This is a genomic window from Chitinophagales bacterium (assembly GCA_020636495.1).
Taxonomy (GTDB): domain Bacteria; phylum Bacteroidota; class Bacteroidia; order Chitinophagales; family Chitinophagaceae; genus UBA5543.
In genome coordinates, this window is record JACJXQ010000008.1 from 2,201,318 (window position 1) to 2,228,274 (window position 26,957).

At 43.0% G+C, this 26,957-nt stretch carries 16 protein-coding genes, 2 tRNA genes and 3 rRNA genes; 12 read left to right on the plus strand and 9 right to left on the minus strand.

All coding sequences use genetic code 11. The features are described from left to right. Nucleotides 1-106: 106 nt before the first annotated feature. Nucleotides 107-535 carry a VOC family protein gene (locus H6550_09730; GenBank protein ID MCB9046407.1) on the plus strand — a complete coding sequence of 143 codons (429 nt, stop codon included), beginning with the start codon at nucleotides 107-109 and terminating at the stop codon, nucleotides 533-535. Between the two features lie 233 nt (nucleotides 536-768). Here the strand turns inward: H6550_09730 and H6550_09735 are convergent, their stop codons facing one another. Then, nucleotides 769-1,872: an Mrp/NBP35 family ATP-binding protein gene (locus tag H6550_09735; GenBank protein ID MCB9046408.1), complete on the minus strand. Its 1,104-nt coding sequence runs from the start codon at nucleotides 1,870-1,872 to the stop codon at nucleotides 769-771. A gap of 190 nt (nucleotides 1,873-2,062) precedes the next feature. Here H6550_09735 and H6550_09740 point away from each other — a divergent pair, with 190 nt between their 5' ends. Next, the gene (locus H6550_09740; GenBank protein ID MCB9046409.1) at nucleotides 2,063-2,683 is read left to right on the plus strand and encodes a carboxypeptidase-like regulatory domain-containing protein; all 621 of its coding nucleotides are present in this window, start codon (nucleotides 2,063-2,065) and stop codon (nucleotides 2,681-2,683) included. A 2-nt stretch (nucleotides 2,684-2,685) separates the two neighbouring features. Here the strand turns inward: H6550_09740 and H6550_09745 are convergent, their stop codons facing one another. Then, a complete protein-coding gene (locus tag H6550_09745; protein MCB9046410.1) occupies nucleotides 2,686-3,456 on the minus strand; it encodes a hypothetical protein in 771 nt (256 codons plus the stop codon). 133 nt (nucleotides 3,457-3,589) lie between these two features. Between H6550_09745 and H6550_09750 the strand changes: the two genes are divergently transcribed. Continuing rightward, complete coding sequence (locus H6550_09750; protein ID MCB9046411.1) at nucleotides 3,590-5,545, plus strand: sensor histidine kinase; 1,956 nt, start codon at nucleotides 3,590-3,592, stop codon at nucleotides 5,543-5,545. 80 nt (nucleotides 5,546-5,625) lie between these two features. On the opposite strand, the gene rrf is transcribed toward H6550_09750, so the two are convergent. The 5 genes from rrf to H6550_09775 all read right to left on the minus strand — a co-directional run bounded on the left by rrf (nucleotide 5,626) and on the right by H6550_09775 (nucleotide 10,777). Further along, nucleotides 5,626-5,733: ribosomal RNA gene (gene rrf / locus H6550_09755) — 5S ribosomal RNA — on the minus strand. 117 nt (nucleotides 5,734-5,850) lie between these two features. Beyond that, nucleotides 5,851-8,740 (minus strand): 23S ribosomal RNA (locus H6550_09760). 177 nt (nucleotides 8,741-8,917) lie between these two features. Next, nucleotides 8,918-8,991 (minus strand) — tRNA-Ala (locus H6550_09765). 46 nt (nucleotides 8,992-9,037) lie between these two features. After that, nucleotides 9,038-9,111 (minus strand) — tRNA-Ile (locus tag H6550_09770). Nucleotides 9,112-9,244: 133 nt separating this feature from the next. Further along, nucleotides 9,245-10,777, minus strand: a 16S ribosomal RNA gene (locus tag H6550_09775). The 16S, 23S and 5S rRNA genes sit together here with 2 tRNA genes alongside, the layout of an rRNA operon. A gap of 585 nt (nucleotides 10,778-11,362) precedes the next feature. Here H6550_09775 and H6550_09780 point away from each other — a divergent pair. Both H6550_09780 and H6550_09785 read left to right on the plus strand, forming a co-directional pair. After that, nucleotides 11,363-11,764, plus strand: a complete 402-nt coding sequence (locus H6550_09780; protein ID MCB9046412.1) for a hypothetical protein — start codon at nucleotides 11,363-11,365, stop codon at nucleotides 11,762-11,764. Between the two features lie 12 nt (nucleotides 11,765-11,776). Beyond that, on the plus strand, nucleotides 11,777-13,372 hold the full coding sequence (locus H6550_09785; protein MCB9046413.1) for a fused MFS/spermidine synthase: 1,596 nt from the start codon (nucleotides 11,777-11,779) through the stop codon (nucleotides 13,370-13,372). A 51-nt stretch (nucleotides 13,373-13,423) separates the two neighbouring features. Here the strand turns inward: H6550_09785 and H6550_09790 are convergent, their stop codons facing one another. Continuing rightward, on the minus strand, nucleotides 13,424-16,255 hold the full coding sequence (locus H6550_09790; protein MCB9046414.1) for an insulinase family protein: 2,832 nt from the start codon (nucleotides 16,253-16,255) through the stop codon (nucleotides 13,424-13,426). A gap of 208 nt (nucleotides 16,256-16,463) precedes the next feature. Between H6550_09790 and glmM the strand changes: the two genes are divergently transcribed. The 4 genes from glmM to H6550_09810 are packed head-to-tail and all read left to right on the plus strand — an operon-like array spanning nucleotide 16,464 to nucleotide 20,301. After that, nucleotides 16,464-17,843, plus strand: a complete 1,380-nt coding sequence (gene glmM, locus H6550_09795) for a phosphoglucosamine mutase (GenBank protein MCB9046415.1) — start codon at nucleotides 16,464-16,466, stop codon at nucleotides 17,841-17,843. A gap of 1 nt (nucleotide 17,844) precedes the next feature. Next, nucleotides 17,845-18,360, plus strand: coding sequence for a hypothetical protein (locus tag H6550_09800; GenBank protein MCB9046416.1), 516 nt, complete (start codon nucleotides 17,845-17,847; stop codon nucleotides 18,358-18,360). After that, nucleotides 18,353-19,876, plus strand: coding sequence for an NAD(P)/FAD-dependent oxidoreductase (locus H6550_09805; protein MCB9046417.1), 1,524 nt, complete (start codon nucleotides 18,353-18,355; stop codon nucleotides 19,874-19,876). Before H6550_09800 ends, H6550_09805 begins: the two co-directional genes overlap by 8 nt. 59 nt (nucleotides 19,877-19,935) lie before the next feature. Next, nucleotides 19,936-20,301: a hypothetical protein gene (locus tag H6550_09810; protein MCB9046418.1), complete on the plus strand. Its 366-nt coding sequence runs from the start codon at nucleotides 19,936-19,938 to the stop codon at nucleotides 20,299-20,301. 86 nt (nucleotides 20,302-20,387) lie between these two features. On the opposite strand, the gene H6550_09815 is transcribed toward H6550_09810, so the two are convergent. Continuing rightward, a complete protein-coding gene (locus H6550_09815; GenBank protein ID MCB9046419.1) occupies nucleotides 20,388-23,387 on the minus strand; it encodes a gliding motility-associated C-terminal domain-containing protein in 3,000 nt (999 codons plus the stop codon). A 239-nt stretch (nucleotides 23,388-23,626) separates the two neighbouring features. Between H6550_09815 and H6550_09820 the strand changes: the two genes are divergently transcribed. From H6550_09820 to H6550_09830, 3 genes are all read left to right on the plus strand, one after another. Next, nucleotides 23,627-24,283 carry an NAD(P)-binding domain-containing protein gene (locus H6550_09820; protein ID MCB9046420.1) on the plus strand — a complete coding sequence of 219 codons (657 nt, stop codon included), beginning with the start codon at nucleotides 23,627-23,629 and terminating at the stop codon, nucleotides 24,281-24,283. Between the two features lie 75 nt (nucleotides 24,284-24,358). Next, nucleotides 24,359-25,159 carry an ABC transporter ATP-binding protein gene (locus tag H6550_09825; GenBank protein MCB9046421.1) on the plus strand — a complete coding sequence of 267 codons (801 nt, stop codon included), beginning with the start codon at nucleotides 24,359-24,361 and terminating at the stop codon, nucleotides 25,157-25,159. After that, the gene (locus H6550_09830) at nucleotides 25,152-26,936 is read left to right on the plus strand and encodes a hypothetical protein (GenBank protein MCB9046422.1); all 1,785 of its coding nucleotides are present in this window, start codon (nucleotides 25,152-25,154) and stop codon (nucleotides 26,934-26,936) included. Before H6550_09825 ends, H6550_09830 begins: the two co-directional genes overlap by 8 nt. The last annotated feature ends 21 nt before the right edge of the window (nucleotides 26,937-26,957 follow it).

Below are 26,957 nucleotides of genomic sequence, written 5' to 3' on the forward strand. Positions count from 1 at the left end.
CTGCATTGTTGCCTAAGCAATGGCGCAGCTAACCACCTTTTTTGACGTTTTCATACCTTATTTCTTTGTGGTTATGCGGTACATTTGAATCACAAAAGATAAAGCTATGGCGATCATCAATCCACATATAAATTTCAACGGCAATGCTGAAGAAGCATTTATGTTTTACAAGTCAGTATTTGGAGGTGACTTTTCAAAGATCATCCGTTTCAAAGACATTTCTGGCCCCGAAATGCCCATTGCCGAAAAAGACGAGAATAAGCTCATGCACATTGCATTGCCGATAGGGAAAAACAATAAGTTGATGGCCAACGATGTCCCAGAATTTATGGGAAAGGTAAACGAGCGGGAGCATAGGAGTAAGATATCTGTAAGCACCGAAAGCAAGGAAGAAGCTGATCAATTATTCAACGGACTTTCGGCAGGTGGAGAAATAGAAGTACCCATCACAGAGAGTTTCGGAGGAGCCTACTTTGGTATGTTCAGAGATAAATATGGCATTGAGTGGATGGTAGAGTTTGACCCCGGCAAGTGAGGGAATCTATATGTTGCAATTCCCTAACCGGTAAGGCATGACACCGAACCAACCGGTCCTCCGGGTCATGGATGTCCTACTGAACGAAACAGCGATACATGAGGTAATGCAGGAGATAAAAGCAATTGGCACACGGCTAACTATTTCCACATATGTCCACTGCATTGAATACGACAATTACTTTAAAGTAGCGATCATCTGAGGGTTGGCACTATCTCCAACTCGTCATCACCCTACTCCAGTATCTCCACCACTTTGGTAGGCTCTATGTTGGCATTACGCATAGATACATTTCTGGCTACATTACGTGCCAGATCGAGGAATATCCCCCTGGAAGGATTGGTCTCATCCAATGCAGCCGGCATACCTATATCCCCCCCCTCGCGTATGTTTTGTACAATAGGTACTTCGCCCAGGTATGGCAGTTCAAACTGTTCGGCCATTTTGTGCGCACCACCTTTACCAAACAGGTAATATTTATTCTCAGGCAGTTCGGCAGGTGTGAAATATGCCATATTTTCTACTATACCTAGTATAGGTATGTTTATCTGCGGTTGTTTAAACATCATGATGGCCTTTTTTGCGTCAGCCGCAGCCACTGCCTGTGGTGTAGATACGATAACGGCTCCCGTAACCGGAACAGCCTGCACAAGGGTAAGGTGTATATCGCCCGTACCCGGAGGCAGGTCTATCACAAGGTAATCCAGGTCGCCCCAGTGTACATCGGTGATGAATTGTTTGAGTGCAGAGCTGGCAATGGGTCCTCTCCAAACCACTGCCTGTTTCTCGTCTACCAGCAGCCCAATACTCATGGCTTTGATACCATGCCTTTCTATTGGTACGATCTTGCCTTTACCCGTTCCGTCCGGGTCTGTCATTTTAGGTCGTTCGTCGCGTATGCCCAGCATAATAGGTATAGAAGGGCCATAAATGTCGGCGTCCAATATACCCACTTTCGCACCCTCTTCAGCCAGGGCAATAGCCAGGTTGACCGCCACCGTAGACTTACCTACCCCGCCTTTGCCGGAGCCTACGGCTATAATGTTCTTAACATTGGGCAGCAATGCGAGGTTATCTTTACGGTTGCTATTCACATTTGAGGTCATTTTTACAGTAACAACGGCATCTTTGGTCACCAGCAGATGTATGGCATTGATACAGGCTTTTTCTATCATCTCCTTCATAGGGCAGGCCGGTGTTGTCAACACCACTGTAAACGACACATTATTGCCGTTTATCTCAATATCCTTCACCATATTCAGGGTCACGAGGTCTTTGCCCAGGTCCGGGTCATCTACATTACTCAATGCCTTTAAAACCGCTTCTTTCGTAATCATACTAAACCTTTGTTAAAGTAAAATGTGTGTTATGCAAAAGTAAGCCATAGAGTTTTTCTTTGTGCATAAATCAATACCTGATTACTGATAGTTTTATTAGTTATATTGATATGATGATTAAATCGGTTTTATAGATAGGCTAAAACTCTGTAAATTTGACGAAATGCGTATGAGACCAAGGGTGTACAGCCTGTTATTAGCAACCGGCCTTTTATTGGCGAATAGTTCATTTGCACAGAACGAAGAAGAAAAAATCGTGCAGATAAATGGGGTCACAATGACTGCCGACAGCCTGCGTGCCGTGCCGGGTGCGGTGATCATGCTGAAGAACAACTACAGGGGTACTATCTCTAACGAGTTGGGTGTCTTCTCAATTGTCGCACACAAAGGTGACACACTTGTGTTTACAGAGCTGGGATTTCGCCCGAAAGAGTTCATCATTCCTCATGAAATTGATGGCCATTATTTCTCAATGGTACAACTGATGACACAGGACACATTTTACCTGCAGGAAACCATTATACGCCCATACCCTACACGAGAAGAATTCAACTACGCATTCAAATATTGGGATGTTCCCGATGACCGCTATGAAAGGGCCAGGAAAAACACTGAGGCTTTAATGCTGCGTGCGCTGGCTTATACTATTCCTAAAGATGGTGGTGAAAATCAAAGTGCCTACCAGAATATCCAGGCACAGAAAGCTGTATATTATGGTCAGCAACCACCCAGCAATTGGTTTAACCCATTGGCATGGGCTGAATTTTATGAAGCCTGGAAACGAGGCGATTTCAAGAAAAGAAAATACTAAGATTACTTACCTCCGTTTGCACGCAGGTCATCCAGGCATTTGGGATCCAGTTCAGGTATCTTTTCTCCTGTAAATACGTTCATGTAGTCGGTTGTCTGCATTTGGTAGTTCATCAGGCAGCCCGGCACATCACAGTGCTTACCATTTGCTTCGTCCTGGTGGTTTGATTGCAGTGCAGAGCCAAGGTTGACCAGGCCAAAAATATGTCCTAATTCGTGCTCCAAAACAGCAGTCATTGCAGCTGCGTATGTAGGTTGTCCTTCTGCTCCTGAATGTTCATCGATGATACCGCCAAATAATGCTACAGAAGTATTTTTATAAGCGACACCCAATATATTCTTCTCGTAATAGTCACCTTCTGTAAGCAGAATGAACAAACCCAGTGTGTCAATACCATCCTCACCTGTTACCTGGAATTGTTCGCGATATTGCTTTTCGATATTGATCAGGTCGTTGACATAAAGATTGCCTCCCTGCAGCGGAATATTTGCATAGGAAACGTAGATACCGTTTGGTTTATGGCAATATTTGTCAAGAAATGCAACAGCTGCCTGCACAACACTATCCGGGAAAGGGTGTTTATTAACGTTGCAAAACTGAACGTTAATAGCTTTGTACTTTGCTGCACTTAAAAAGTCGTTGGCAGAAAGCCCTACGGACCTGTTATCGTAGGTTTGAGTTGGATTGACAACAGGTACTGTATAACCTATCTTATCCCTTTTGCAGGAAACAAAGGCCACAACAATTACCCATATTGTCAAAAGCTTTTTCATAGTACACCTTATTATAATTTACAACATTACAAAAACCTTGCCTAACTACAATTATGTATGTAATGCAATAACATATCATTAGCAAAAGGAATGACAGGCTATTACAAATAGGCAATTTGGCATATATTTAGTTATGAATATTAAGTTACTCATCGTCATTTTAGTATTGTCCGGCTACACTAGCGCAAGGGCGCAAAATCAGTATGAGATCGACAGCCTGTCGGAACTACTGGCCAATAAGCACCTGCATGATACTGCCAAGGTAGATATATATAATGAACTGGCTTTTTCGTTGAGGGCTGTTGACAAAGATCTTGCTCTCGCCTACCTAGATACAGCTAAGATACTGGCTGAAAGAAATGATTATACAGAAGGGCTGTGCGGTATATACAACAGGTATGGTATCATTTATAAAAACTGGAACAAGGCCGACGAAGCGATCACCTACTATGAAAAGAGTGTAGAACTGGCTCGCGAACTCAACGATAAAGGACTGATAGCAGATGTTTATAATAACCTAGGCAATGTTTACCGTATGCAAGGGAAACAGACAAATGCCGCAGAATCCTTTATTGAAGCACTGAAATTGCGCGAAGAGATCGATGATATACAAGGAGAAGCGGCAGCACACAACAACCTGGCCTATTTGTATGCCGATCAAAAGAACTACCCTCTTGCCATAGAGAACAACCTGAAAGCAATAGAACTGTTTGGTATTGCAAAAGACTCTTTCGAGCTAGGCCGGGCCAATGGATACATGGGTTATATATACTACTTCCAGAGTATTTACGACAGTGCAATTGCTTACAACAACAAGGCACTTGATATTTTCAAAAAGCTGGGAGACCAGTATGAGACTGCAACACTACTGAGTAATGGCGGGAATATTTATGCTGAAAGCGGATCTCCTCAAAAGGGATTGCCATTACATAAACAGGCACTGGCTATCCAAACTGAATTGGGCGATAGTGTGGGTATGTATACTTCGCACCTGAGTCTTGCGCAAACCTACCTGATGCTGCACAAAACGGACCTAGCAGAGCAGCATATTAATACAGCCATGGCTATTCTTAAGAAGATAGAAGGTATCATCAACATGTACATGGATTCCTACCTGATATCATCGCAGATATACAAAGCTAAAGGTGATTATAAAAAGGCTTATGAGTACATGATAGATTATACAAAGCTGAACGACTCGTTGGTGAATGAAAGTAATAGCCGAACTATTACAGAGTTACAAACAAAGTATGATACAGAAAAGAAAGATCATGAGATTGAAACAAACAAACTGGAACTGGCCAATAACCAAATCGCAATCAGGCAAAAAAATATAATCGCAATTGCGTTGACTATACTTATTATTGTTATCCTTATTATTTCCTATCTGTTATACAACCGTTATAAACTGCATAAACAACAGGAACTTAATGAAGAGATCATCCGACAGCAGAATATAAGGAGTAAAGCTGTTATAGATGCAGAAGAGCGAGAACGTACCCGTATAGCAAAAGACCTTCACGATGGTATCGGGCAACAATTATCTGCAATAAAACTGATGACCTCAGCTCTGGAACACCCTCCTCAGTCAGATACTGACAGAAGCGAACAATTATCAACGCTTAAAAACACACTGGATGAAGCGATTAAAGAGATAAGGGCGGTTTCTCACAATATGATGCCTAATGCCTTATTCAAATTAGGGCTAAGTAGCGCTATACGTGAATTTGTTGATAAAATAACTGCTACAGGTTTACTAAAAATAAACCTTGAAATAGTAGGACTTACACGCCAACTGGATAAAACTACCGAGATCATACTATACAGAGTGATTCAGGAATTAGTAAACAATGTGATCAAACATTCAGGTGCAAACATGTTAGGCATACAGATCGTTGATCATGACAATAAAACATTGAATATTATTGTTGAAGATAACGGAAAGGGGTTCGATACAAGTAAAAAGTCAAATTTCGAGGGAATAGGTCTTAAGAATATTATATCCAGGATAGAATACCTGGACGGAACTGTTGATTTTGATTCTACTATCGGCCGTGGTACAACTATAATCATAGATATACCTATATAATTGACAGTTGTTCTTCCGGACGGACAACCTGTATAAAACAAAAGACCCCTCAACAAAAAAGTTGAGGGGTCTTTCAGTAAATATGGCAGCTACCTACTCTCCCGCCTTAGCAGTACCATCGGCCATGAGGGGCTTAACTTCTCTGTTCGGAATGGGAAGAGGTGAACACCCTCGGCAATACCACCATAAGATCTTTAGTCATTGCCTTTTGGACTATAATAATATCGACATATCGGGAACAATTGATCTTGTATTAACGAACATGATTCTTAAAAAACTTGTTCTGATCTACCCTTCAAGAGTAAATAAAGTTAAAGCTTACGTGCAATTAGTACTACTCGGCTTTGATGTCACCACCTTTACACCTGTAGCCTATCAACGTCATCGTCTTTGACGGCACTTAAAAGTAAATTCATCTAGTGGAAGGTTTCGCGCTTAGATGCTTTCAGCGCTTATCCTGGCTGTACATAGCTACTCTGCACTGCACCTGGCGGCACAACAGATACACCAGCGGTACATACGACCCGGTCCTCTCGTACTAAGGTCATGTCCACGCAATTTACTAACGCCCACCACAGATAGAGACCGAACTGTCTTGCGACGTTCTGAACCCAGTTCACGTGCCACTTTAATGGGCGAACAGCCCAACCCTTGGGACCTTCTCCAGCCCCAGGATGTGACGAACCGACATCGAGGTGCCAAACCTCCCCGTCGATATGAGCTCTTGGGGGAGATCAGCCTGTTATCCCCGGAGTACCTTTTATCCTTTGAGCGATGGCCCTTCCATACAGAACCACCGGATCACTTTAGCCTGCTTTCGCACCTGTTCGGCTGGTCAGCCTCACAGTCAAGCACCCTTATACTAATACGCTCTATGTACGATTACCAACCGTACTGAGGGCACCTTTGCGAGCCTCCGTTACTTTTTAGGAGGCGACCACCCCAGTCAAACTACCCACCATGCAATGTCTCCCATCTTCAATGGGATTAGACTCTAAATAACAGAAGGTTGGTATTTCAACGATGACTCCACAAATGCTGGCGCACCTGCTTCACAGTCTCCCAACTATACTACACATCTGTTATCCAAAATCAATGCAAAGTTGTAGTGAAGGTTCACGGGGTCTTTTCGTCCCGTGGCGGGTAACCGGCATCTTCACCGATACTACAATTTCACCGGGCTCGCGGAGGAGACAGTGTTCAACTCATTAGACCATTCGTGCAGGTCGGAACTTACCCGACAAGGAATTTCGCTACCTTAGGACCGTTATAGTTACGGCCGCCGTTTACCGGGGCTTCAGTCGCAAGCTTCAGATTACTCCTGACAAGCTTCCTTAACCTTCCGGCACCGGGCAGGTATCAGGCTCTATACGTCTTCTTTCGAATTTGCAGGGCCCTATGTTTTTGCTAAACAGTTGGTTGAACCATTTCACTGAGTCCCGCCGAAGCGGGATAGCTTTATCCCGAAGTTACAGCTATAATTTGCCTAGTTCCTTCTCCGCGGCTCACCCGAGCGCCTTAGAATACTCATCTCGACTACCTGTGTCGGTTTACGGTACGGGTTGTTAATAACATAACTTAGAGGTTTTTCTCGTGAGCAGGATTACAGCCACTATCTCGCCGGCCGAAGCCTTAGAGTACTATCACGTTCGTCACATCCGGCGGATTTGCCTACCAGACGTATAACTACACGCTTTAACGAGGTATTCCGTCACCTCGCGGGCTTTTCACTTCTCCGTCACCCCATCGAATTATTAACAAGTACTGGAATATTAACCAGTTTTCCATCAGCTTCCCCTTTCGGGTACGCCTAAGGACCCGACTAACCCTGATCCGATTAGCGTTGATCAGGAACCCTTAGTCTTTCGGCGAAGCAGTTTTTCACTGCTTTTATCGTTACTTATACCTACATTTTCTTTTCTAAACGCTCCAACATACCTTACGGTACACCTTCAACGCAGTTTAGAATGCTCCCCTACCATCACGCCCGAAAGCGTGATCTATATCTTCGGTACTATGTTTGATGCCCGATCATTTTCCGTGCCCGAACCCTCGACCAGTGAGCTGTTACGCACTCTTTAAATGAATGGCTGCTTCCAAGCCAACATCCTGGCTGTCTTAGGGTTCGAACTTCGTTTGTTCAACTTAACATAGATTTAGGGACCTTAGATGATAGTCTGGGTTATTTCCCTCTCGGCCATGGACCTTAGCGCCCACAGCCTCACTGCCATACATATATCATAGCATTCGGAGTTTGTCAGGGTTTGGTAGGCGGTGAAGCCCCCTAGCCCAGTCAGTAGCTCTACCTCTATGATACATTAATTTATGACGCTGTTCCTAAAAACATTTCGGGGAGAACGAGCTATCTCTCAGTTTGATTGGCCTTTCACCCCTATCCACAGGTCATCTCAAAACTTTTCAACGTTTACGAGTTCGGCCCTCCAGTTAGTTTTACCTAACCTTCAGCCTGCCCATGGATAGATCACAAAGTTTCGCGTCTGCCCCCACTGACTATATCGCCCTATTCGGACTCGCTTTCGCTGCGGCTCCGTTACTTAAGAACTTAACCTCGCCAGTGAGGAGCAACTCGTAGGTTCATTATGCAAAAGGCACGCCGTCACCCCAAAGGGCTCCGACCGCTTGTAAGCGTACGGTTTCAGGTACTATTTCACTCTCCTGTTCGGAGTACTTTTCACCTTTCCCTTACGGTACTGGTTCACTATCGGTCACTAAGGAGTATTTAGCCTTACCGGATGGTGCCGGCAGATTCAGGCAGGATTCCTCCGGTCCCGCCTTACTCAGGATACTACGCGTCCCGGACAATTTACACCTACAGGGCTTTCACCTTGTTTCGCCCAACTTTCCAGATGGTTCAGTTTGATGTCCGTTTCTAAATGTAGTCCTACAACCCCAGGGGAGCACGCCCCCCTGGTTTGGGCTTTTCCCTGTTCGCTCGCCACTACTTAGGGAATCATTTGTTATTTTCTTTTCCTCCGGGTACTTAGATGTTTCAGTTCCCCGGGTTAGCTCTCTTTCGAGTAATACACCTTCAGTGTATTAGGTTGTCCCATTCGGAAATCTATGATTATATCGCTTGTATGCAGCTTATCATAGCTTATCGCAGCTTACCACGTCCTTCATCGCCTCTTAGTGCCTAGGCATCCACCATACGCCCTTATTCGCTTTAAATATTTTTAGTGCTTTAGAAAAAACACGTTCTACAAAAAAAATTGCTACCCAATATGTCAAAGAACTTCGAGATCTTAAAAAACCTCTTGCTGATGTTAAGGACTTGAACCCAATGTACAGCCTGGTTACTGTTACATCATTTATATCTTACCACTCAATACCCATCCCCTCAGTCAAAAAAAGTGGAGGATATCGGAGTCGAACCGATGACCCCCTGCGTGCAAGGCAGGTGCTCTAGCCAGCTGAGCTAACCCCCCATCGGTAATAAGATACCTTACTATTATTAAGAACTTCAAAAAAAAGTAGACCCGCCCAGACTTGAACTGGGGACCTCTACATTATCAGTGTAGCGCTCTAACCACCTGAGCTACGGATCTATTTAAACCCCAACCCCTAAAGGGGCACAGTTTCATCAGATCCTTACTTCCGCATTAACCCCTAAGCGGCAGAACTATTCTACAAAGAACAATATCTTGAAAGATGGAAAAAAAACAACAGCTACCAGGCTCTAGCTCTAAAAAGGAGGTATTCCAGCCGCACCTTCCGGTACGGCTACCTTGTTACGACTTAGCCCCAGTTACCAGTTTTACCCTAGGCGGCTCCTTGCGGTTACCGACTTTAGGTACACCCGGCTTCCATGGCTTGACGGGCGGTGTGTACAAGGTCCGGGAACGTATTCACCGCGCCATTGCTGATGCGCGATTACTAGCGATTCCAGCTTCATGAGGTCGAGTTGCAGACCTCAATCTGAACTGAGAAGAGGTTTTTGAGATTAGCTTCCTGTTACCAGGTCGCTGCCCTTTGTCCTCCCCATTGTAGTACGTGTGTAGCCCTGGGCATAAAGGCCATGATGACTTGACATCGTCCCCTCCTTCCTCGCGTCTTACGACGGCAGTTTCTTCAGAGTTCCCACCATTACGTGCTGGCAACTGAAGATGGGGGTTGCGCTCGTTGCGGGACTTAACCCAACACCTCACGGCACGAGCTGACGACAGCCATGCAGCACCTTGCTAGCAGTGTATTGCTACAAAATCGGCTTTCACCGACGGTCTCCTAGCATTCTAGCCCAGGTAAGGTTCCTCGCGTATCATCGAATTAAACCACATACTCCACCGCTTGTGCGGACCCCCGTCAATTCCTTTGAGTTTCATCCTTGCGGACGTACTTCCCAGGTGGATTACTTAATGCTTTCGCTCAGACACACACTGTGTATCGCGTATGTCGAGTAATCATCGTTTAGGGCGTGGACTACCAGGGTATCTAATCCTGTTCGCTACCCACGCTTTCGTGCCTCAGCGTCAATGTTCGTTCAGCCAGCTGCCTACGCAATCGGTGTTCTATATCATATCTATGCATTTCACCGCTACATGATATATTCCGCCAACCTCAACGAAATTCAAGATAAATAGTATCAAAGGCAGTTTCCGGGTTGAGCCCGGAGATTTCACCTCTGACTTAAATATCCGCCTACACACCCTTTAAACCCAGTAAATCCGGATAACGCTTGCACCCTCCGTATTACCGCGGCTGCTGGCACGGAGTTAGCCGGTGCTTATTCATATGGTACCGTCGGACGGAGTAGAAACCCCGGTTTTCTTCCCATATAAAAGAAGTTTACAACCCAGAAGGCCGTCATCCTCCACGCGGCATGGCTGGTTCAGACTTGCGTCCATTGACCAATATTCCTCACTGCTGCCTCCCGTAGGAGTCGGGCCCGTGTCTCAGTGCCCGTGTGGCTGGTCGTGCTCTCACACCAGCTACCCATCGCCGACTTGGTGGGCCGTTACCCCGCCAACTATCTAATGGGACGCACGCCAATCCTTTACCAATAAATTTTTAATGAAAAGAAGATGCCTTCCTCGCATACTATGGGGTCTTAATCCGAATTTCTCCGGGCTATCCCCCAGTAAAGGGTATGTTGCGTACGTGTTCCGCACCCGTTTGCCGGTCGCCAGCGTCCGAAGACCTGCTGCCCCTCGACTTGCATGTGTTAAGCCTGCCGCTAGCGTTCATCCTGAGCCAGGATCAAACTCTCCATTGTAAATGAATTGTTCGTTCACTGACTAATTACTCATTTTTTAAAAAGAGAATCAGACGTGTAACTTAATTTGTTACGCTATTGTGGTTCCCGCCATCGGCGGGACCTTACCTGGCAATACAGAACTTCATCTGTATCGCGCTGTTGTTTTTTTTATTTCCAATCTTTCAAAGAACTTCAGAAATCTTCATGGCTTAAATACCACTCAATCTCTTCTGTAAGTGATGAGGAGTTGAACCCCGATCCGCAGCCTCTATACCGCTTCACTATTACTATCTTAAGAACTATTTGTTACCTTTTCGTTACCGCTTTCCCCGCTAACGGAGTGCAAAGGTAGAAGTTAAAATTCAATGCACAAAATTATTTTCCAAAATAGTTATTCACACTGTTTTGGTCATTATTACAACGCCATAAAATACCTTGGAAATTTGCTAAAGAACTTTCCGTTTTTGCTTGAACGGGCTGCAAAGGTATAGAGCATTTTATTCACCACAAAATCTTTTTTCAAAAAATCCTGAACTTTTTTCAAAAGGGTTGTCCTGTTTGTAATTTGACTATATTTATTAGCAACATCAAATACGCTTACAAACATGATAAAACAAATAGCCGGGTGCTTACTGGCGGGCATTGTACTGTTCTCGTCGGCCTGTAAAGAAACAGACCCTATGATAAATGACGTGCTGAATGAAAAGATGCGTGATACATTGAAAAAGGTCTACCCCAGCCTTCTTAACTCACAGATACGTGTTGAAGTTCATGATTTCCAGGATGTAACAATATTGCTGGGCGATAAGGAACTGTTTGCCAAAACAGATGAGCAACTACAGGAAGTAACCAAAAACATAGCAGCAATAACCTACCATCTGTATAATGAGAACAACTACCTGGATGAAGGCAAGGTAATATTTATAGAAAAGGAACGCGAATTACCATCGGACAGTGACCCCAGAAAAGAATATGATATGCACCTGGAAACATTCAAAAAGAAGTAACGACCCAACCATATGGCCACGAAAAATACAAATGAGCCAACGAATTCAATAGCTCAGAACAAACTGCTCCTCTTATCTTTTGTTGAAGGTTCTTGTGTAATGATCGCCGAACTGGCAGGTGGCAAGATGCTGGCTCCTTTTTTCGGGTCCTCTCTGTATGTCTGGGCCTCTACCCTGGCCATTACACTGGGTGCACTGACCATTGGATATTATATAGGCGGTGAACTTAGTAAGCAGGCACAAGCAAAAAGGAATAATACACTTTTTACCATCATAGCTGCTGCAGCTGCACTTGTTATCATAATGCCATTATCGGCCAATACTATTATGAGTAAGGCCATTGAAATGCCCTTCCTTGCAGGGATGATCATTTCGCAGCTCTTTTTTCTATTACCCCCGATATTATGTATGGGTATTGTCAGCCCGATGCTAATAGGATTAATCGGAGAAAACAACCCTTCAGGTAAAGCAGCAGGACTGGTATATGCCGTATCTACCTCGGGAGGAGTAATAGCAACTTTAATAACAGGTTTCTGGCTGGTACCTGTCGCGGGCATTGCCATACCCTGTGTTGTAGCGGGCATCTTACTTTTCGCACTTAACCTGTTTATATTAAGACCCAAAAAGAAAACAGGTGCCATTGCCGTAATTGTATTGCTGATCCCGTCTTCGTTCTTTATTTATAATAACAGGCAGGATAATACTTATAAATATGATATTCTTTACCACAGCGAGGGTATCTTAGGACAGATAAAAGTGATGGATTTTGAATACAGGCTCAGGGATAAAACCTTCCGCACCCGGAGTATGTTGGTGAACCATATCTGGCAGACTTGGATCAACAGCAATGACAATGATTTCAGTCTTTTGTTCTATACCCGATTTTCCAGGGCATTGATATCTACCTTGCCTGAAGGAAGCAATGCTTTACTTATCGGACTGGGAGGAGGCAGCGTAGCTAAACAACTTGAGAACAAGAACATTAACTACGACGCGGTAGAAATAGATGGCAGGTTGCCTGAACTGGCGGAAAAATATTTCGGGTTGAAAAGTGCTGTTGCCAATACAACTATAGACGACGGGAGACACTTTATAAATGTGTGTAAGAAGAAGTATGACCTGGTAATAATTGACGCATTGCTGGGCGACAGTGTCCCTTCATACCTCCTGAGTCTGGAATGCTTCAATAAGATAAAAGACCTGTTAAATCCTGATGGTAAGATATTCATTGAATTTGATGGATTTGAAGAAGGCACCAACGGAATGGCACAACAACTTTTACTGAATACAATTCAAAAATCCGGGCTGACTTGCCAGACCTATGCCACAGTAAGGGGTAGTACCAAAGGTGACATCATGTATATTGCCGGTATTGGTGACAACAAAAATTATGACACCGCTCATGTAATTGCTGACTTTTTCTTTCCTGTTTCCGGCCAGTTAAGCAGTTTTGCAATTGACCTTCCTAATACAACAAAAGACATCATCACTGACGATTATCCGGTTGTAGACTTCTATATAAAAGACCATGTTGCCAGCTTCAGGCAAGAGTATATGATAGAATACGACAAAGACTTCCTTATGGACAATGTGCCATTCTTTCACTAAAAAAGGTGCAACATTTAGCTGTTGCACCTTTTTACATAAGTTTCAGGCTAGCTATTTCTTATCATCTTCCGGGTACAGGATACCTGTATACTGACTGCCTGAGAATACTTTATTGGCAGCTTCTTTAATATCGTTTACCGTCAGTTTGTCTATCCACGCGTCGTAGTCCAGCTTATTATCCTTGCTTCTACCCCAGAATAACACGCCTTGTATTGAACTTGCCCACCATGAATTCTTTTCAATACTTTCCCTGTGCTGCTCGTGCCATTGGCTTTTAACTTTATCCAGGTCTTCTTTTTTGGGGCCATCCTTTTTTATTTCGGCTACTACTTCATCGGCAGCCTTTATCAGTTTATCTACATTTTCAGGACCACACGGTAGTTGCAGTGTAATAGTATAGTTCTCATATGGTTCTTTTTCAACACCGGCTCTGTATCCTCCTCCATATATACCACCTAGTTTTTCACGCAATTCTTCGATCACCCTTATATTCAAAACTTCAGCCAAAGCGCTAACTTTAAGGGCAAAGTCTTCTGAATACTTAGCCTCACCATGCACAAATGACAGAATCATACTTTTGGGCTCGGAACCTTTATAATACTTAAGCGTTTTATTTCCAGAAACAGGTCGTACACCATTATCCTTGAACGATGGTAACTTTCCTGTTTGAGGTAAACTGCCAATATATTTCTCGATGAGGGGAACGATTGATTTATTATCGACATTACCAACTATGACAAACTCGTAACCATCGGCAGAACTGAACTCATTATTATAGATGTCCACAATCCTTTTCATCGATAACGATTCAAAATCCTTTGGTTTGGGTATTGGAGATGGGGCCAGTGGGTTTTTCGCGTAGTAATCTCCGATCAAAGTATCGATAAAAGCCACTGTGGGGTTAGCTGACAGGAATTGCAATTGTGTGATCTCTTTCTTTTTATATGCTTCAAACAGTTCTTTATCGGTACGTGGATTTGTAAGTTTCAGATACATCAACCGGAACATATCTTCCACATCTTTTACGGTGCTGCTACCCGAGATAGTATTAGCTACATCACCTATCCGCATGCTCACGCTCAAGGTCTTACCAGCCATTGCTTTGGTCAGGTCTGTAGGCGTAAACTGCCCGTAGCCCATCGATGCTATCACATCAGTTGCATACTGCACATTATTCACGTCAGCTACGCCGTAGTTACCAGATCCACCCTTTTTTATACCTCGGATGATTATCTCATCACTTTTAAACTGTGTTGGCTTTGTCGTTACCTTTATTCCGTTACTCAACGTGTAAGTAACCGCATCAAAACCTTCTACTTTTGTCAGCTTTGTAACTTTTCCGGGTACAGGCTCTTTTTGCAAAAGGTTTGTTGCTACCTTATTCTCTTCAGTTTGTTTCACTTCCTGTTCAAAGCCGGCCTGTGTCATTGTAAGTAACTCCTTCTCACCAGGAAGTTTCACTTTGCCGTTATCCGGCCCTGTTATCAAAGAGAAGAAATTCATATTACTCATCAGTTTCTTTATTTCTTCATTCAACTCCTCTACCCTTATGCCCGGTAACAGATTCTTATAATATTCGTATTCGTTTTCAATTCCGGGGATCGGTTCTTGTTCCAGGAAGTTACGTATATATTCGCCTACCAGCCTGTTACTTTCTGTGGTATTTCGTTCATTATACGTCTTCTCCATTGAGCTGAGCATGTCCTTTTTAGCCAGTTCGATCTCAGTTTTATTAAAACCGAACTTTTTAGCTTTTTTCAGTTCAGCTGTCAAAGCCATCAGTGCCGTTTCCGGCCCTTCTTCTCCAAACATGGTAAATGCAACCAGGCTTTCATATCCTCTTGCCCAACCGTCTACATATGTAAATGCATATGGGAATGGTGGTTTGCTGCTATGTGCCAGGTCGCTAAGACGAGTATTCAGCACACTTGTCATAAGGTTTCGAACCATATTGCTCCTGTAATCGTTGATCACTACCTCACTCCTTTTGGGCGTAGACGGGAATATTATCTGTAAACGATATCCTGTAGCTTCTTTATCGGTTAACACCATTGCTTTAGCAACTTTTCTTGCCTCAACCGGCGCATTGATACGAGGTCTTTCCGTTTTAGGATTTTTCATGGGTTCGAAATGCTTTTTCAAGTATTTCATAGCTGTTTCTTTATCTATATCCCCCACAACTACTACAGCCATCAGGTCAGGACGATACCAATCATGGTAAAAACGACGGATAGTCTCATATTTAAAGGTCTTTAATATTTCATCCTTTCCAATTGGCAAACGCTCGGCATACAGACTTCCTGAAAGCATCTCAGGCAAATATTTCTGCATCATGCGCATTTCGGCACCTTTACCCAAACGGCTTTCTTCCAGCACAACACCACGCTCGTCGTCGATATCCTGATCGGTAAGCAGTGCATTGTGTGCCCAGTCTTCAATTATCTGGAACCCCTTGTCCAGGTTACCTTCTTTATCTGTTGGAATAGGCAATATATATACTGTCTCGTCAAAACTGGTATAAGCGTTCAGGTCAGCACCAAACTCCACACCGATAGACTGCAGGTAGCTAACAAGTTCGTTTTTCTGAAAATTCTTAGTTCCGTTGAAGTTCATATGCTCCATGAAGTGAGCCAGACCTCGTTGGTCTTCGTCTTCAAGAATAGAGCCCGCATTAACTACCAGCCGCAACTCAACTTTTTTCTCCGGCTTTTTGTTTGTTCTGATATAGTAGGTAATGCCATTTGCAAATTTGCCAATAGTGACTTTGGGATCAACCGGAAGATTTTGCTTTAGGTCCTGCGCCGATACATTGTTATTGAACGAAAACAACAACATTAACAGCAGCAAAGGAACCCCATAAATTTTTCTGAATATGTAATACATAAGGATTGGTTTTAGTACAACAAAATACACATTATCCTACCGTTACTGTAAATAAAGCCCAATCTTTAATCTTAAAACAATGTGAAATGTCAAAAAACACTTACATATAACAACTAATAATACCATCAATAAACATAATATTAAGGAGCTTTAACAAAAGGCAATTATTAGTTTATCTTAGCGGCATAATCTTACAGCATAGTTACATATGGCATTAATTAAATCAATATCCGGCATTAGGGGTACAATAGGCGGGCCACAAGGTTCAGGACTTACACCGATTGATGTTGTAAAATTCACTACAGCATATGCAGCCTGGGTAAATGAACAAGGTGGTAACAACAAGATCGTTATCGGACGTGACGGACGTATTTCCGGGGAAATGGTTCGCAACCTGGTATGCGCAACATTACAAGGTTGTGGTTTTGATGTTGTTGACCTGGACTACAGCACTACCCCTACTGTTGAAATGGCAGTAACTATGGAAAATGCTGCCGGAGGTATCATCCTTACGGCAAGTCATAATCCTAAAGAGTGGAATGCGCTTAAGTTGCTGAACAGCAAAGGTGAATTCCTGAGTGCAGAGGATGGACAATGGATATTGGACCATGCAGAGAAGGGAGCGCATGACTATGCTGCAGTACACAAACTTGGCAAAGTCACAACTGACAATACATATATACAAAAGCATATTGACGCAATACTACAGCACCCACTTGTTGATATTTCGGCAATAAAGGCAAAGAATTTCAAGATAGTAGTAGATGCTGTTAACTCTACCGGAGCTATTTCAGTACCTCCTCTGTTAAAGGCATTGGGAGTAGATGATGTCATCACAATAAATGAAGAGGTAACGGGCCATTTCGCACACAATCCAGAACCACTGCCCGAGAACCTGACGGAACTGTGCAATACAGTAGAGAAACAAAATGCACATTTAGGCATAGCTGTTGACCCGGATGTAGATCGACTTTGTTTCGTTTGTGAGGACGGCAGCCTTTTTGGTGAAGAATATACACTTGTAGCGGTGGCAGATTATGTATTGAGCCATAAAAAAGGGAATACTGTATCTAACATGTCCAGCACAAGGGCTTTGCGGGACGTAACTGAGAAACATGGCGGAGAGTATACTCCCAGCGCCGTGGGCGAAGTGAATGTAGTGAGGAAAATGAAAGCTGTAAATGCTGTTATTGGCGGAGAAGGCAATGGCGGCATCATCGTTCCTGAAATGCATTATGGCCGTGATGCATTGATAGGTATAGCTCTTTTCCTGACACACCTGGCCAAGTACGGCAAGAGTATCAAATCATTACGCAACACCTATCCTAACTACTACATTTCTAAAAACAAGATAGAACTTAGCGATGATATAGACCTGAAAGGCATATTTGCCAAGATACAAGACAAGTACAAAAATCAACCTATCAATACAGAAGACGGTTTAAAGATAGAATTTGACATGGATTGGGTACACTTACGCCCATCTAATACAGAACCCATCATCCGCATATATGCAGAAAGCGGTTCTGAAACAACATCTAACAATATTGCCAAGCGCATTATGGAAGACATACGGGAAATGATGTAGTATGGGAGTGACAATACATTTTAATGGTATAGCAACAAACGAAGAGGCAGTAACAAAAATAATAGATACAGCTAAAAGATTTGCTATTTCCAATAGTATGCCATATCGTTTGATAGATGAACAGCATGGACAGATAAGCAGAGTGATAAATGAAATATCCACTGAATATACCGGTCGTGTAAGAGGCATAGCGATAGAACCTCATTATAATTCAGAACAACTTAAATTGGAATTCGGCGACGATCTTATTTTATGTGACTATTGCAAGACTCAATTTGCTCCAGCAGAAGTACATATTTCAATAGTTAAGTTCTTTAAATCAATACAGTCCCAGTTCTCGAAATTTGACATTATTGATGAAGGCGAATATTGGGAAACAGAGGACTTAATAACACTAGAAAACCGCCGTGGCTATTGTTACGAACAAATAGAAGCTATTAAAAAACGTAGCACTAATGCTAAGGGTCCTGTAAGACTTAACAATGGTAGAATTGCTGACTATGTAATAATTGAATAACCTATTGACAAATAGTAACACATACGACATAGTGATAGTAGGAGCAGGTCTTGGAGGCCTGCTTTCTGCTGTTATACTTGCCAAAGAAGGCATGAAGGTTTGTATTATTGAAAAGGACAAACAAATTGGCGGATGCCTGCAGACATTCTCTGTAGAAAAAAAAGTATTTGACAGTTGTGTACATTATATAGGCGGTTTAGGTGAGGGGCATACCCTTAACCGCATATTTTCTTATGCGGGCATTATGGGCAAACTGCATCTGAAAGAATATAACAAAGATGCTTTTGATAAGATCGCCTTTGGCAATGATGCAAATGAATATCCATTGGCACAGGGTTTTGAGAATTTCACAGAACAACTATCAGCATACTTTCCAGGAGAAGAGAAAGCCCTGAAAGAATACATTACTACTATAAAAAAAGTTGGTGACCACTTCCCTTTATATAGGTTAAGAAATGGAGACCCTAACGAAAAAGCAGCTGTCAGTGGCTGGGAATTAACAGAAACACTAAATAAGATATCTGATAACACGCTACTCAAAAATGTATTAGTTGGCAACAATATGCTTTATGCGGGCATCCCCGGCAAAACACCGTTCTACCTGCACGCACTGGTAACAGAGAGCTATATACATAGTAGTCATAAAGTGCTTCCAGGCAGCTCACAGATCTCTAAATTCTTATGGCATGAATTGCAAAATTTAGGTGCCACAATATTTCGCAATACTGAAATTACCAAACTCATTGAAGAAAATGGAGCTTTATCGTATGCAATGGCTAAGAATGGAGAACGCATATACGGTAAGCAGTTTATCTCAAATGTGCATCCCGGGGTTCTGCTTTCGCTTATTGATAGTAATCTGATACGACCTGCATATCGGAATCGGGTCCTGAACCTGACTCAAACAATATCATCGTTCATGCTGAATCTCGCACTGAAACAAGGAACCGTACCCATGCAACATCATAACCTGTATTGGAATGCTACAAATGATGCATGGGCAGCTGTGAACTACAGGATCAAAGAATGGCCGGCCAACTACACATTGTTTTACACACAGGACAAGAACAACCCGGAATTTGCGGAAAGTGTATCTATACTATGCTATATGCACTACAGCGAAGTAGATCAATGGAGTAACACCCATAACCGTGCAGGAGATGAACAGGAAAGAGGTGCCGAATATGACGCTTTTAAAGAATTGAAGAGCGAACTTTTGCTGCAAAAAGTATATGAGCGTCTACCTGTTTTAAAGGGTAACATAATTGCTAAAAAGGTGGCTACCCCACTCACATACCGTGATTATACTGGCACGCCCGAAGGGTCTTTATATGGTATATTAAAAGATGTCAACAAACCCAACGAAACAACCATCGCAACGCGCACCCGGATACCTAATCTACTATTAACAGGACAAAATGTAAATATCCATGGTGTATTGGGCGTAAGCATAACAGCAGTAGCAACCTGTTCAGAATTGCTGGGAATGGATTATTTACTTAGAAAATTTGATTAACCTGCTGATTTATGTGTACCCGGCCCTTCTGAAATGAATTTATCATATAACTTTATATCATGAGGGAAATAACTACCGACGATATATATAGTGTTCTATCTGAATTATTGCCGAAACAGAACGACTATGCTCCTTGTAATTACAAGGAAGAAAAACGAGAATTAATTCATTTCGGTATCGACACCAGGGAGAAGTTTTATGAGTTGATACAAAGGCATCGTGAAGAACTTCTGGAAGAAGATGCTGATGTACTTGACGAAACGGAGATCATCCTGCTTACTGCTGAATATGGCAAAGAATTTATGGCGGACAAAATAAAAAATAATTATTGGTACGCCTATCCGGCATTGCTGCGCAATGCACTACACCTGGAATTCGGTGACAAGTACGAAACTTACGCAGATAAAAGGGACGGTATAGCATAACCTTCATAGACACTATATTTTCCCATAATAATAGCACAAAAAAAAGGCGGAACAAATGTTCCGCCTTTTGCATTATCATCTAAGGATTAACGTATCAGTGTTACGTTGCCTTGTTTTCTAAATGTTTGTCCTGATGGTGTTACTGCTTCTATTGTGTACAGGTATACGCCCATCGGTTGTATCTCACCATTGTAGGTGCCATCCCAACCTTCATTGATGTCTTTGGTCTCAAATACCTTAGCTCCCCAACGGTTGTACACCGCAAAGCTCTTCAGGTCTGCTATACCTCTCCTCACTATCTTCAGCGTTCCGTTAGTACGCTTACCCGGAGTGAATGCATTCGGCATCGTCAGGTAGCTGTCATTGTTCACGATCACATCCAGTGAATCCGTTACCATACAACCAGCCTCTGTGCGGCCATGTACTATATACCTCGTATTCACTTTCGGACTTACCGACGGATTGCTGATATCTGCATTGTTCAGACCCAGTGGTGGGAACCATGTATAGTACAGGCAGTTACCTCCGGGATCCATCTGGTAGCTCTCTCCAGGATAGATCGTTATTGAATCCGGCATGTCTATCACTGCCCTCGGGCGTACCGTGATGCTGATATGCGCAGTATCCAGGCAACCAAGGCTGTCTACGCCATATACTGAATATTGCTGATCTGCTACTGGCCATATACGTGGTTGCATGCTGCTCACACTGCTGATGTTGAAATCAGGTAACCAGTAGAACTTAGTGCCGCTCGCTACATTCATATCTATAGATATGGTATCACCCGGACAGATCGCGGTATCATTCGGCAGGAACAGGAATGTCGCTGAGAAGACATTCAGGCTCACCTCATCACTATCGCTACAACCAGCCGGCGTCTTAGCTATGAACTTCAACGTCGTGGTTCCCTCAGTGATCGCTGAGAAGATCGGGTTGGTACGGTCTGTGAAATCCAGTGCCTCGCCAGGTGCCCATGAATAGATGTAGTCGTGGTAACTATCCGGTGATACTACGGCTGTCAGTTGCATCGTATCGCCATAACACATACTCGCATCATCATCTACACTAACGGTCGGGTTAGGTTGTACATTGATCACAAACTCTGCCGATGTATCGCCGTTGGGTGCACCCAATGGTACATTCTTACACTTGTAATAATCACCGGTGATCACATAGGTGTGATTACCCGTATCACCGGGAGTGATCGTTGTTACGATATCATTTGACGGATTGTACGTAGCTGCGCCGTCTGTTTTAGAATTCCATACGATATTATAACGTGCATCCATTTTACCCAGTACATCTACTGACTGGCCAACACATATCTGTGTATCATGGTTATCCAGTGTCAGACCCGTCAATACGTCTATCAGTACTGTATCCAGTGTCTTACAACGGTTATCGCTGGATCCTACTTCTACTGTATATTGGGTAGTTGTTTTCAGTTTGGCATCCGGCTTGTCTGAAGTAGCACTGCTCAATCCTGTTGCAGGTGTCCATTTTACATTATAAGTTACACCAGGACTCTTAACGATTCCCAGGTCCAGCGGCAAGGTTACGCCAGGACAGGTAGTATCATCAGGCTGACCGCTCATAGTGGGGCCATTCAGTACCGTGATCACTACTGTATCCTTGTTGAACGTAGGACAGTATGGGTTGATCGTTGAGGTTGCCAGGTAAGTGGTCGTTACTTTTGGTGTAGCTACAGGGTTAGGTATGTTCGGGTTAGACAAACTGGGGTCTGTACCGCTCAATACCGTCCACTGGTAGTTCGCTCCGCCGGTTACACCCAGGAAGGCAGGCTCGCCGTAACAGATACTCGTATCTGGTGAAGCCTCTACAGGGCCCCAGATCTGAAGGTCTACCGTCTTGGCATACTGTAACAGGATGCCCGGTGGTTTACACGTTGAGTCCTTGATGATCACAAGGAAACTGTGTTTACCCACATCATTGATCGTTGGTGTCCATGAGAAACAGCCTCTTACTGAGTCTGTCTTCAGGTTAGTATATGTAAGTGCTGCGCCGGGTATTGCAGTAAGCAGGTTATCTTCTGCAAGCAATACGGCACCTGTATCAGTAGATTTGATCACAAAACAGAAGTTCAGGTTCTGGCCAACACAACCATATACAAATCCGTTGCTGAATACTCCGCTATCATTAATAGATACTGTATCCAGTGTAGGGGCTATCGTACTACATGGCAGTACCTGCACCTGGATGTCGCGCATGATTGAACCTATCTCTGAAAAATTATTACCGTTCTTCCTGAACTCACGGGTCTTCATGGTCAGTGTGGCTGCACCCTGCAGGGTAGCTGTAAATGCCATCTGGCCATTCGCACCATTCAGGCTGAATGAGTTATTACTCTGAAGTGGGTTATTGGTAAAGTTAATTGGAGGTGTCAGTGTTACCAGTGATGCATTAGAAGGAGTACCAACGCACGACCCTGCGCCCAGCGGGTTGATCATTTGAGACCACAAAGAGTCACCATCCGCATCCAGGGCACCGTTATTATAAGTATATGCCTGGTTCAGACAAACATATGGTATCGGCTTAACCGAATAGTATGGAGATGAGTTAACCCAGGTGAAACTACTGTTGAATGCAGTCTCTACATACAGGTTACCCGGTATGATATTGGTCTGGTTGTTACGAGCACTTATTGATACACCAAATTTCCAGTAGTTACACTTCAGCGGCAATGTTGCGATACAAGAGTACCACCACTCACGGTAACCCGGAACATTGGATGATGAGTTATCACACTTATTGGAATACTGTGAACATCCGGCAGATACGGAAGAACCATTCGGCCTGTTGTCCGGTGGTAAGGTACCTGTCCATTTGTTCATATTAATATTAAAGCTCTGGTTAGTACAGGTGTTATAGAAACAGAGCTGCACGCTTGATGGTTCAGGGATACCTGTACAATCGCGATAGAACTTAAAGAAATACTGATAAGTTGAATCGCTGATATGTACATAAATTATCTCCGCACCCGCAGCGTGTGAGGCAGAAGCTTTGTTTGCCGTGAGCATCATACTGAACAGGGCAAAGAGCGACATTAATAAATAGCGCTTCTTCATAATTGTTATTAAATTTAAGTACAGATTTTTGCTGATAATTTTCATTGTATCGTTATAGACGTTAAAATAATCAAAAAGGTTGAGAAAAATGTCAACATTTCAAATATACATATATCGTTGCGTATTTTATGCATATTTTAAGAAGTTTTTGTCCACTCAAATTATACATTTTCCACAAGCATAACCTACTTTTAACTACTGATTAATAGGTCATATAAAACAAATTAACATAAAGAAATATGAGCAATTTAAAAAAAATTGGAATTTTAGGTTCAGGCCAGGTAGCCAGGACTCTTGGAAATGGCTTTTTACACCTTGGGCACGCTGTAATGCTGGGTTCCAGGGACATCACAAAACTGGGTGATTGGAAAGAAAAAGGAGGAAAACATGCCTTTTCAGGGAGCTTTAAAGAAGTAGCTGAATTCGGTGAGATCATCGTACTGGCTGTGTCAGGGCGGGCGGCCACAGAAGCAATAGAAAGCGCAGGTCCACAAAACTTAAAGGGTAAAACCATAATAGATGCCACAAACCCCATTTCAGAACAACCTCCGATGGATGGCGTATTGAACTTTTTCACATCATTGGACGAGTCATTAATGGAAATACTCCAGGAGCGCTATCCGGCAGCTCACTTTGTCAAAGCTTTCAACAGCGTTGGCAATGCATATATGGTCAATCCCTCATTTAAAGGGGGAAAGCCTTCGATGTTCATATGCGGCAATAATGAAAATGCTAAGGCCGAAACAACTAACATATTAGACAAATTTGGCTGGGAAACCGTAGATATGGGCAAAGCAGCCTCTGCAAGAGCTATTGAACCATTGTGTATGTTATGGTGCATACCCGGGTTCCTGCGCAACGAATGGAACCATGCCTTTAAGCTACTTATGGCATAGCATTTATTGTCGAATATTGTTTTTACGTTTTACACGAGTACTTTTGATAACCGTGAGGAACACTAATTAAAAATTATGGAACCTATTATTACTATAAGAAATCTCTCCAAGACATATGGGGAAAGAAAAGCGCTGGATAATATTAACCTGGACATATATCCCGGTCAGATCATTGGCTACATAGGCCCTAACGGGGCAGGTAAATCTACTACCGTTAAGATACTATCAGGTATTATACAGGACTACGAGGGAGATGTTACTGTCTCAGGTATTGACCTTTCTGAAAACGTAATAGAAGTAAAAAAGATCATTGGTTATATACCGGAACTAACAGAATTGTATGACCTGCTGACACCGAGAGAGTATCTCACCTTTGTGGGTAAGCTTTTCCATTTGCAGGATGATCTGATAGAGAAGCGGATGATGAAAATGCTGGACATATTCGGCCTGAAAGATAATTTGGACCAGCGTATGGACGGATTTTCAAAAGGTATGCGGCAAAAGGTACTTATCACCTCCGGGTTGTTACATAATCCCAGGATCGTAATAATGGATGAACCGCTCTCAGGGTTGGATGCGAATGCGGTGATCATGGTGAAAGAGCTGCTACAGGTGCTGAAAGCAGAAGGGAAAACTATCTTTTATTGCTCGCATATGATGGATGTTGTCGAAAAAGTATCCGACAGGATCGTTCTGATAGACAAAGGTGTTGTTTTAGCCGATGGTACAATTGAAGAACTGCGCAAGGAAAGCAGTGACTCATTGGAAAAAATATTCTCGAAACTCACTTCGACAGATAATATAACTGAACGTGCAGGCGATTTTGCCTCGGCGTTCAGGGACAACTCTGAAAATACAATTAGCACACATGAGTAAGCTGCTACTAAAATTCGCCATGCTTTTTTCCGGCATATGGAAAATGCTGGGTGCAGACACAGAACAACTGAAAGCGATACTGGAAGTCAAACTTACCATGGATAACCGTAAGCCTGTGTCCTTTGGTGCCAATAGGGGCGTAGAACACAAAAAGAAAAAAGAACGCAGGAACACGATACTACTTACGATGTTCCTATCATTAGTAACCGGATTTATCTACATTTTTCCGATCTTCATTACTGCGGTAGAACCGGTTATCGGGCTTGCTCTTTTTTATACTGTTTTCACATTCTTTTTCACCTTCACGCTCATCACTGATTTTGCCAATGTTCTTATAGACACAAAAGACAAGATCATCTTGTTTTCAAGGCCTGTCAGCGACAGGACCATCATGCTGTCACGTTTGTTATATATAGGTATTTACCTCTTCAGGATGGGTATACCTATGTCGATACCTGCATGGGTAATGTTTGGTTTTATTAAGGGATGGGTAGGTGCACTGTGGTTTCCTGTTCCTTTGATGCTGACAATATTCATTGTATTATTCTGTGTATGTGGCTTATACATTTTAATGTTACGTATAGCCGGCCCCGGAAAATTCAAGGATATACTGAATTATTTCCAGATAGCATTTTCAATTGTATTTTTTGCTGTTTGGATGCTCTCTTCAAGAATGATGAACACTGAGGCGATAGAGCATATGCGTATTGAAACTTATGACTGGGCTAAATTCTTGCCTACCTATTGGATAGCAGCCAGCTGGACATGGATAGAACCAACAGCTCATATCCTTCCCGGCACGAAATGGTTAAGTATACTTGCTATCCTTTTTCCGGTTACCAGTTTATGGGTAACAGTAAGATGGCTGGCCCCACACTTTACGAGGTCATTGGTCTCATCTGATAATGACATCAGCCCGGTAAAAAAATCAAACAAAGTTGCCAAACAACAAGGCAAACAAGGCCTGAAACATCAATTAATGCACCTGCTTAATAAAACGGAAACTTCCAAAGCAGGGTTTATTATTGCATGGATACAAACTAACCGTAGCCGGACCTTCCGAATGAGGGTCTACCCCACTTTCGCTTATGTACCGGTTTATTTCTTTTACATATTAAACAGCTCAAAATCGCTTGGAGATATATGGAGGGAATTACCGCAACATAATACATTTGTAATACTCCTGTACCTGTCTTTTTTCGTAATATCCCAGGCATTGACTTATGTCACTATGTCCGACCAATACAAAGCAGCCTGGATATACTACGCTGCGCCTGTAGAAAGACCGGGAGAGATCATACTGGGGGCCTTTAAAGCGATATGGGTCAAATTCTTCCTGCCATTTATGCTGGCAATAGGATTATTTGTGGTTGTTATCTGGGGGCCTGCCACCATACCGGATATTCTCCTCGCAACTATTAACATCACCCTGTTTTCTGCAGCTATCATACGCATTAACCACAGGATGCTGCCATTCTCAAAAAAAGAACAGGTAAAGGATTCAGGCATTAAGGGCATATTCAGAGTATTGGGCACCATACTGTTTATTGGAGTGCTTGGTCTTACACACGGAGCCGTAGTAGGTATAGGCAATCATGCCGGGAAAGGTAAATTATTTGATCTTTCGGGTATGTTATCTCCGTCTATGTTAACAATATTATCATTTTCGCTAAAAATAGTCTTCTTAATATTGTCCTCCATATTTTTGTGGCTAATACTGGATAGTATTAAAAACACCTCATGGGCAAGCATCAAAAAAGAAGATGCGGATAACTAATTAAAAAAAATACCGATTACA

Bases quoted from the DNA above. Each gene is read 5' to 3' on its own strand.
- H6550_09730 (MCB9046407.1), top strand. From the start codon at position 107: ATGGCGATCATCAATCCACATATAAATTTCAACGGCAATGCTGAAGAA.
- H6550_09735 (MCB9046408.1), bottom strand. From the start codon at position 1,872: ATGATTACGAAAGAAGCGGTTTTAAAGGCATTGAGTAATGTAGATGAC.
- H6550_09745 (MCB9046410.1), bottom strand. From the start codon at position 3,456: ATGAAAAAGCTTTTGACAATATGGGTAATTGTTGTGGCCTTTGTTTCC.
- H6550_09750 (MCB9046411.1), top strand. From the start codon at position 3,590: ATGAATATTAAGTTACTCATCGTCATTTTAGTATTGTCCGGCTACACT.
- H6550_09780 (MCB9046412.1), top strand. From the start codon at position 11,363: ATGATAAAACAAATAGCCGGGTGCTTACTGGCGGGCATTGTACTGTTC.
- H6550_09785 (MCB9046413.1), top strand. From the start codon at position 11,777: ATGGCCACGAAAAATACAAATGAGCCAACGAATTCAATAGCTCAGAAC.
- H6550_09790 (MCB9046414.1), bottom strand. From the start codon at position 16,255: ATGTATTACATATTCAGAAAAATTTATGGGGTTCCTTTGCTGCTGTTA.
- glmM (MCB9046415.1), top strand. From the start codon at position 16,464: ATGGCATTAATTAAATCAATATCCGGCATTAGGGGTACAATAGGCGGG.
- H6550_09800 (MCB9046416.1), top strand. From the start codon at position 17,845: ATGGGAGTGACAATACATTTTAATGGTATAGCAACAAACGAAGAGGCA.
- H6550_09810 (MCB9046418.1), top strand. From the start codon at position 19,936: ATGAGGGAAATAACTACCGACGATATATATAGTGTTCTATCTGAATTA.
- H6550_09815 (MCB9046419.1), bottom strand. From the start codon at position 23,387: ATGAAGAAGCGCTATTTATTAATGTCGCTCTTTGCCCTGTTCAGTATG.
- H6550_09820 (MCB9046420.1), top strand. From the start codon at position 23,627: ATGAGCAATTTAAAAAAAATTGGAATTTTAGGTTCAGGCCAGGTAGCC.
- H6550_09825 (MCB9046421.1), top strand. From the start codon at position 24,359: ATGGAACCTATTATTACTATAAGAAATCTCTCCAAGACATATGGGGAA.
- H6550_09830 (MCB9046422.1), top strand. From the start codon at position 25,152: ATGAGTAAGCTGCTACTAAAATTCGCCATGCTTTTTTCCGGCATATGG.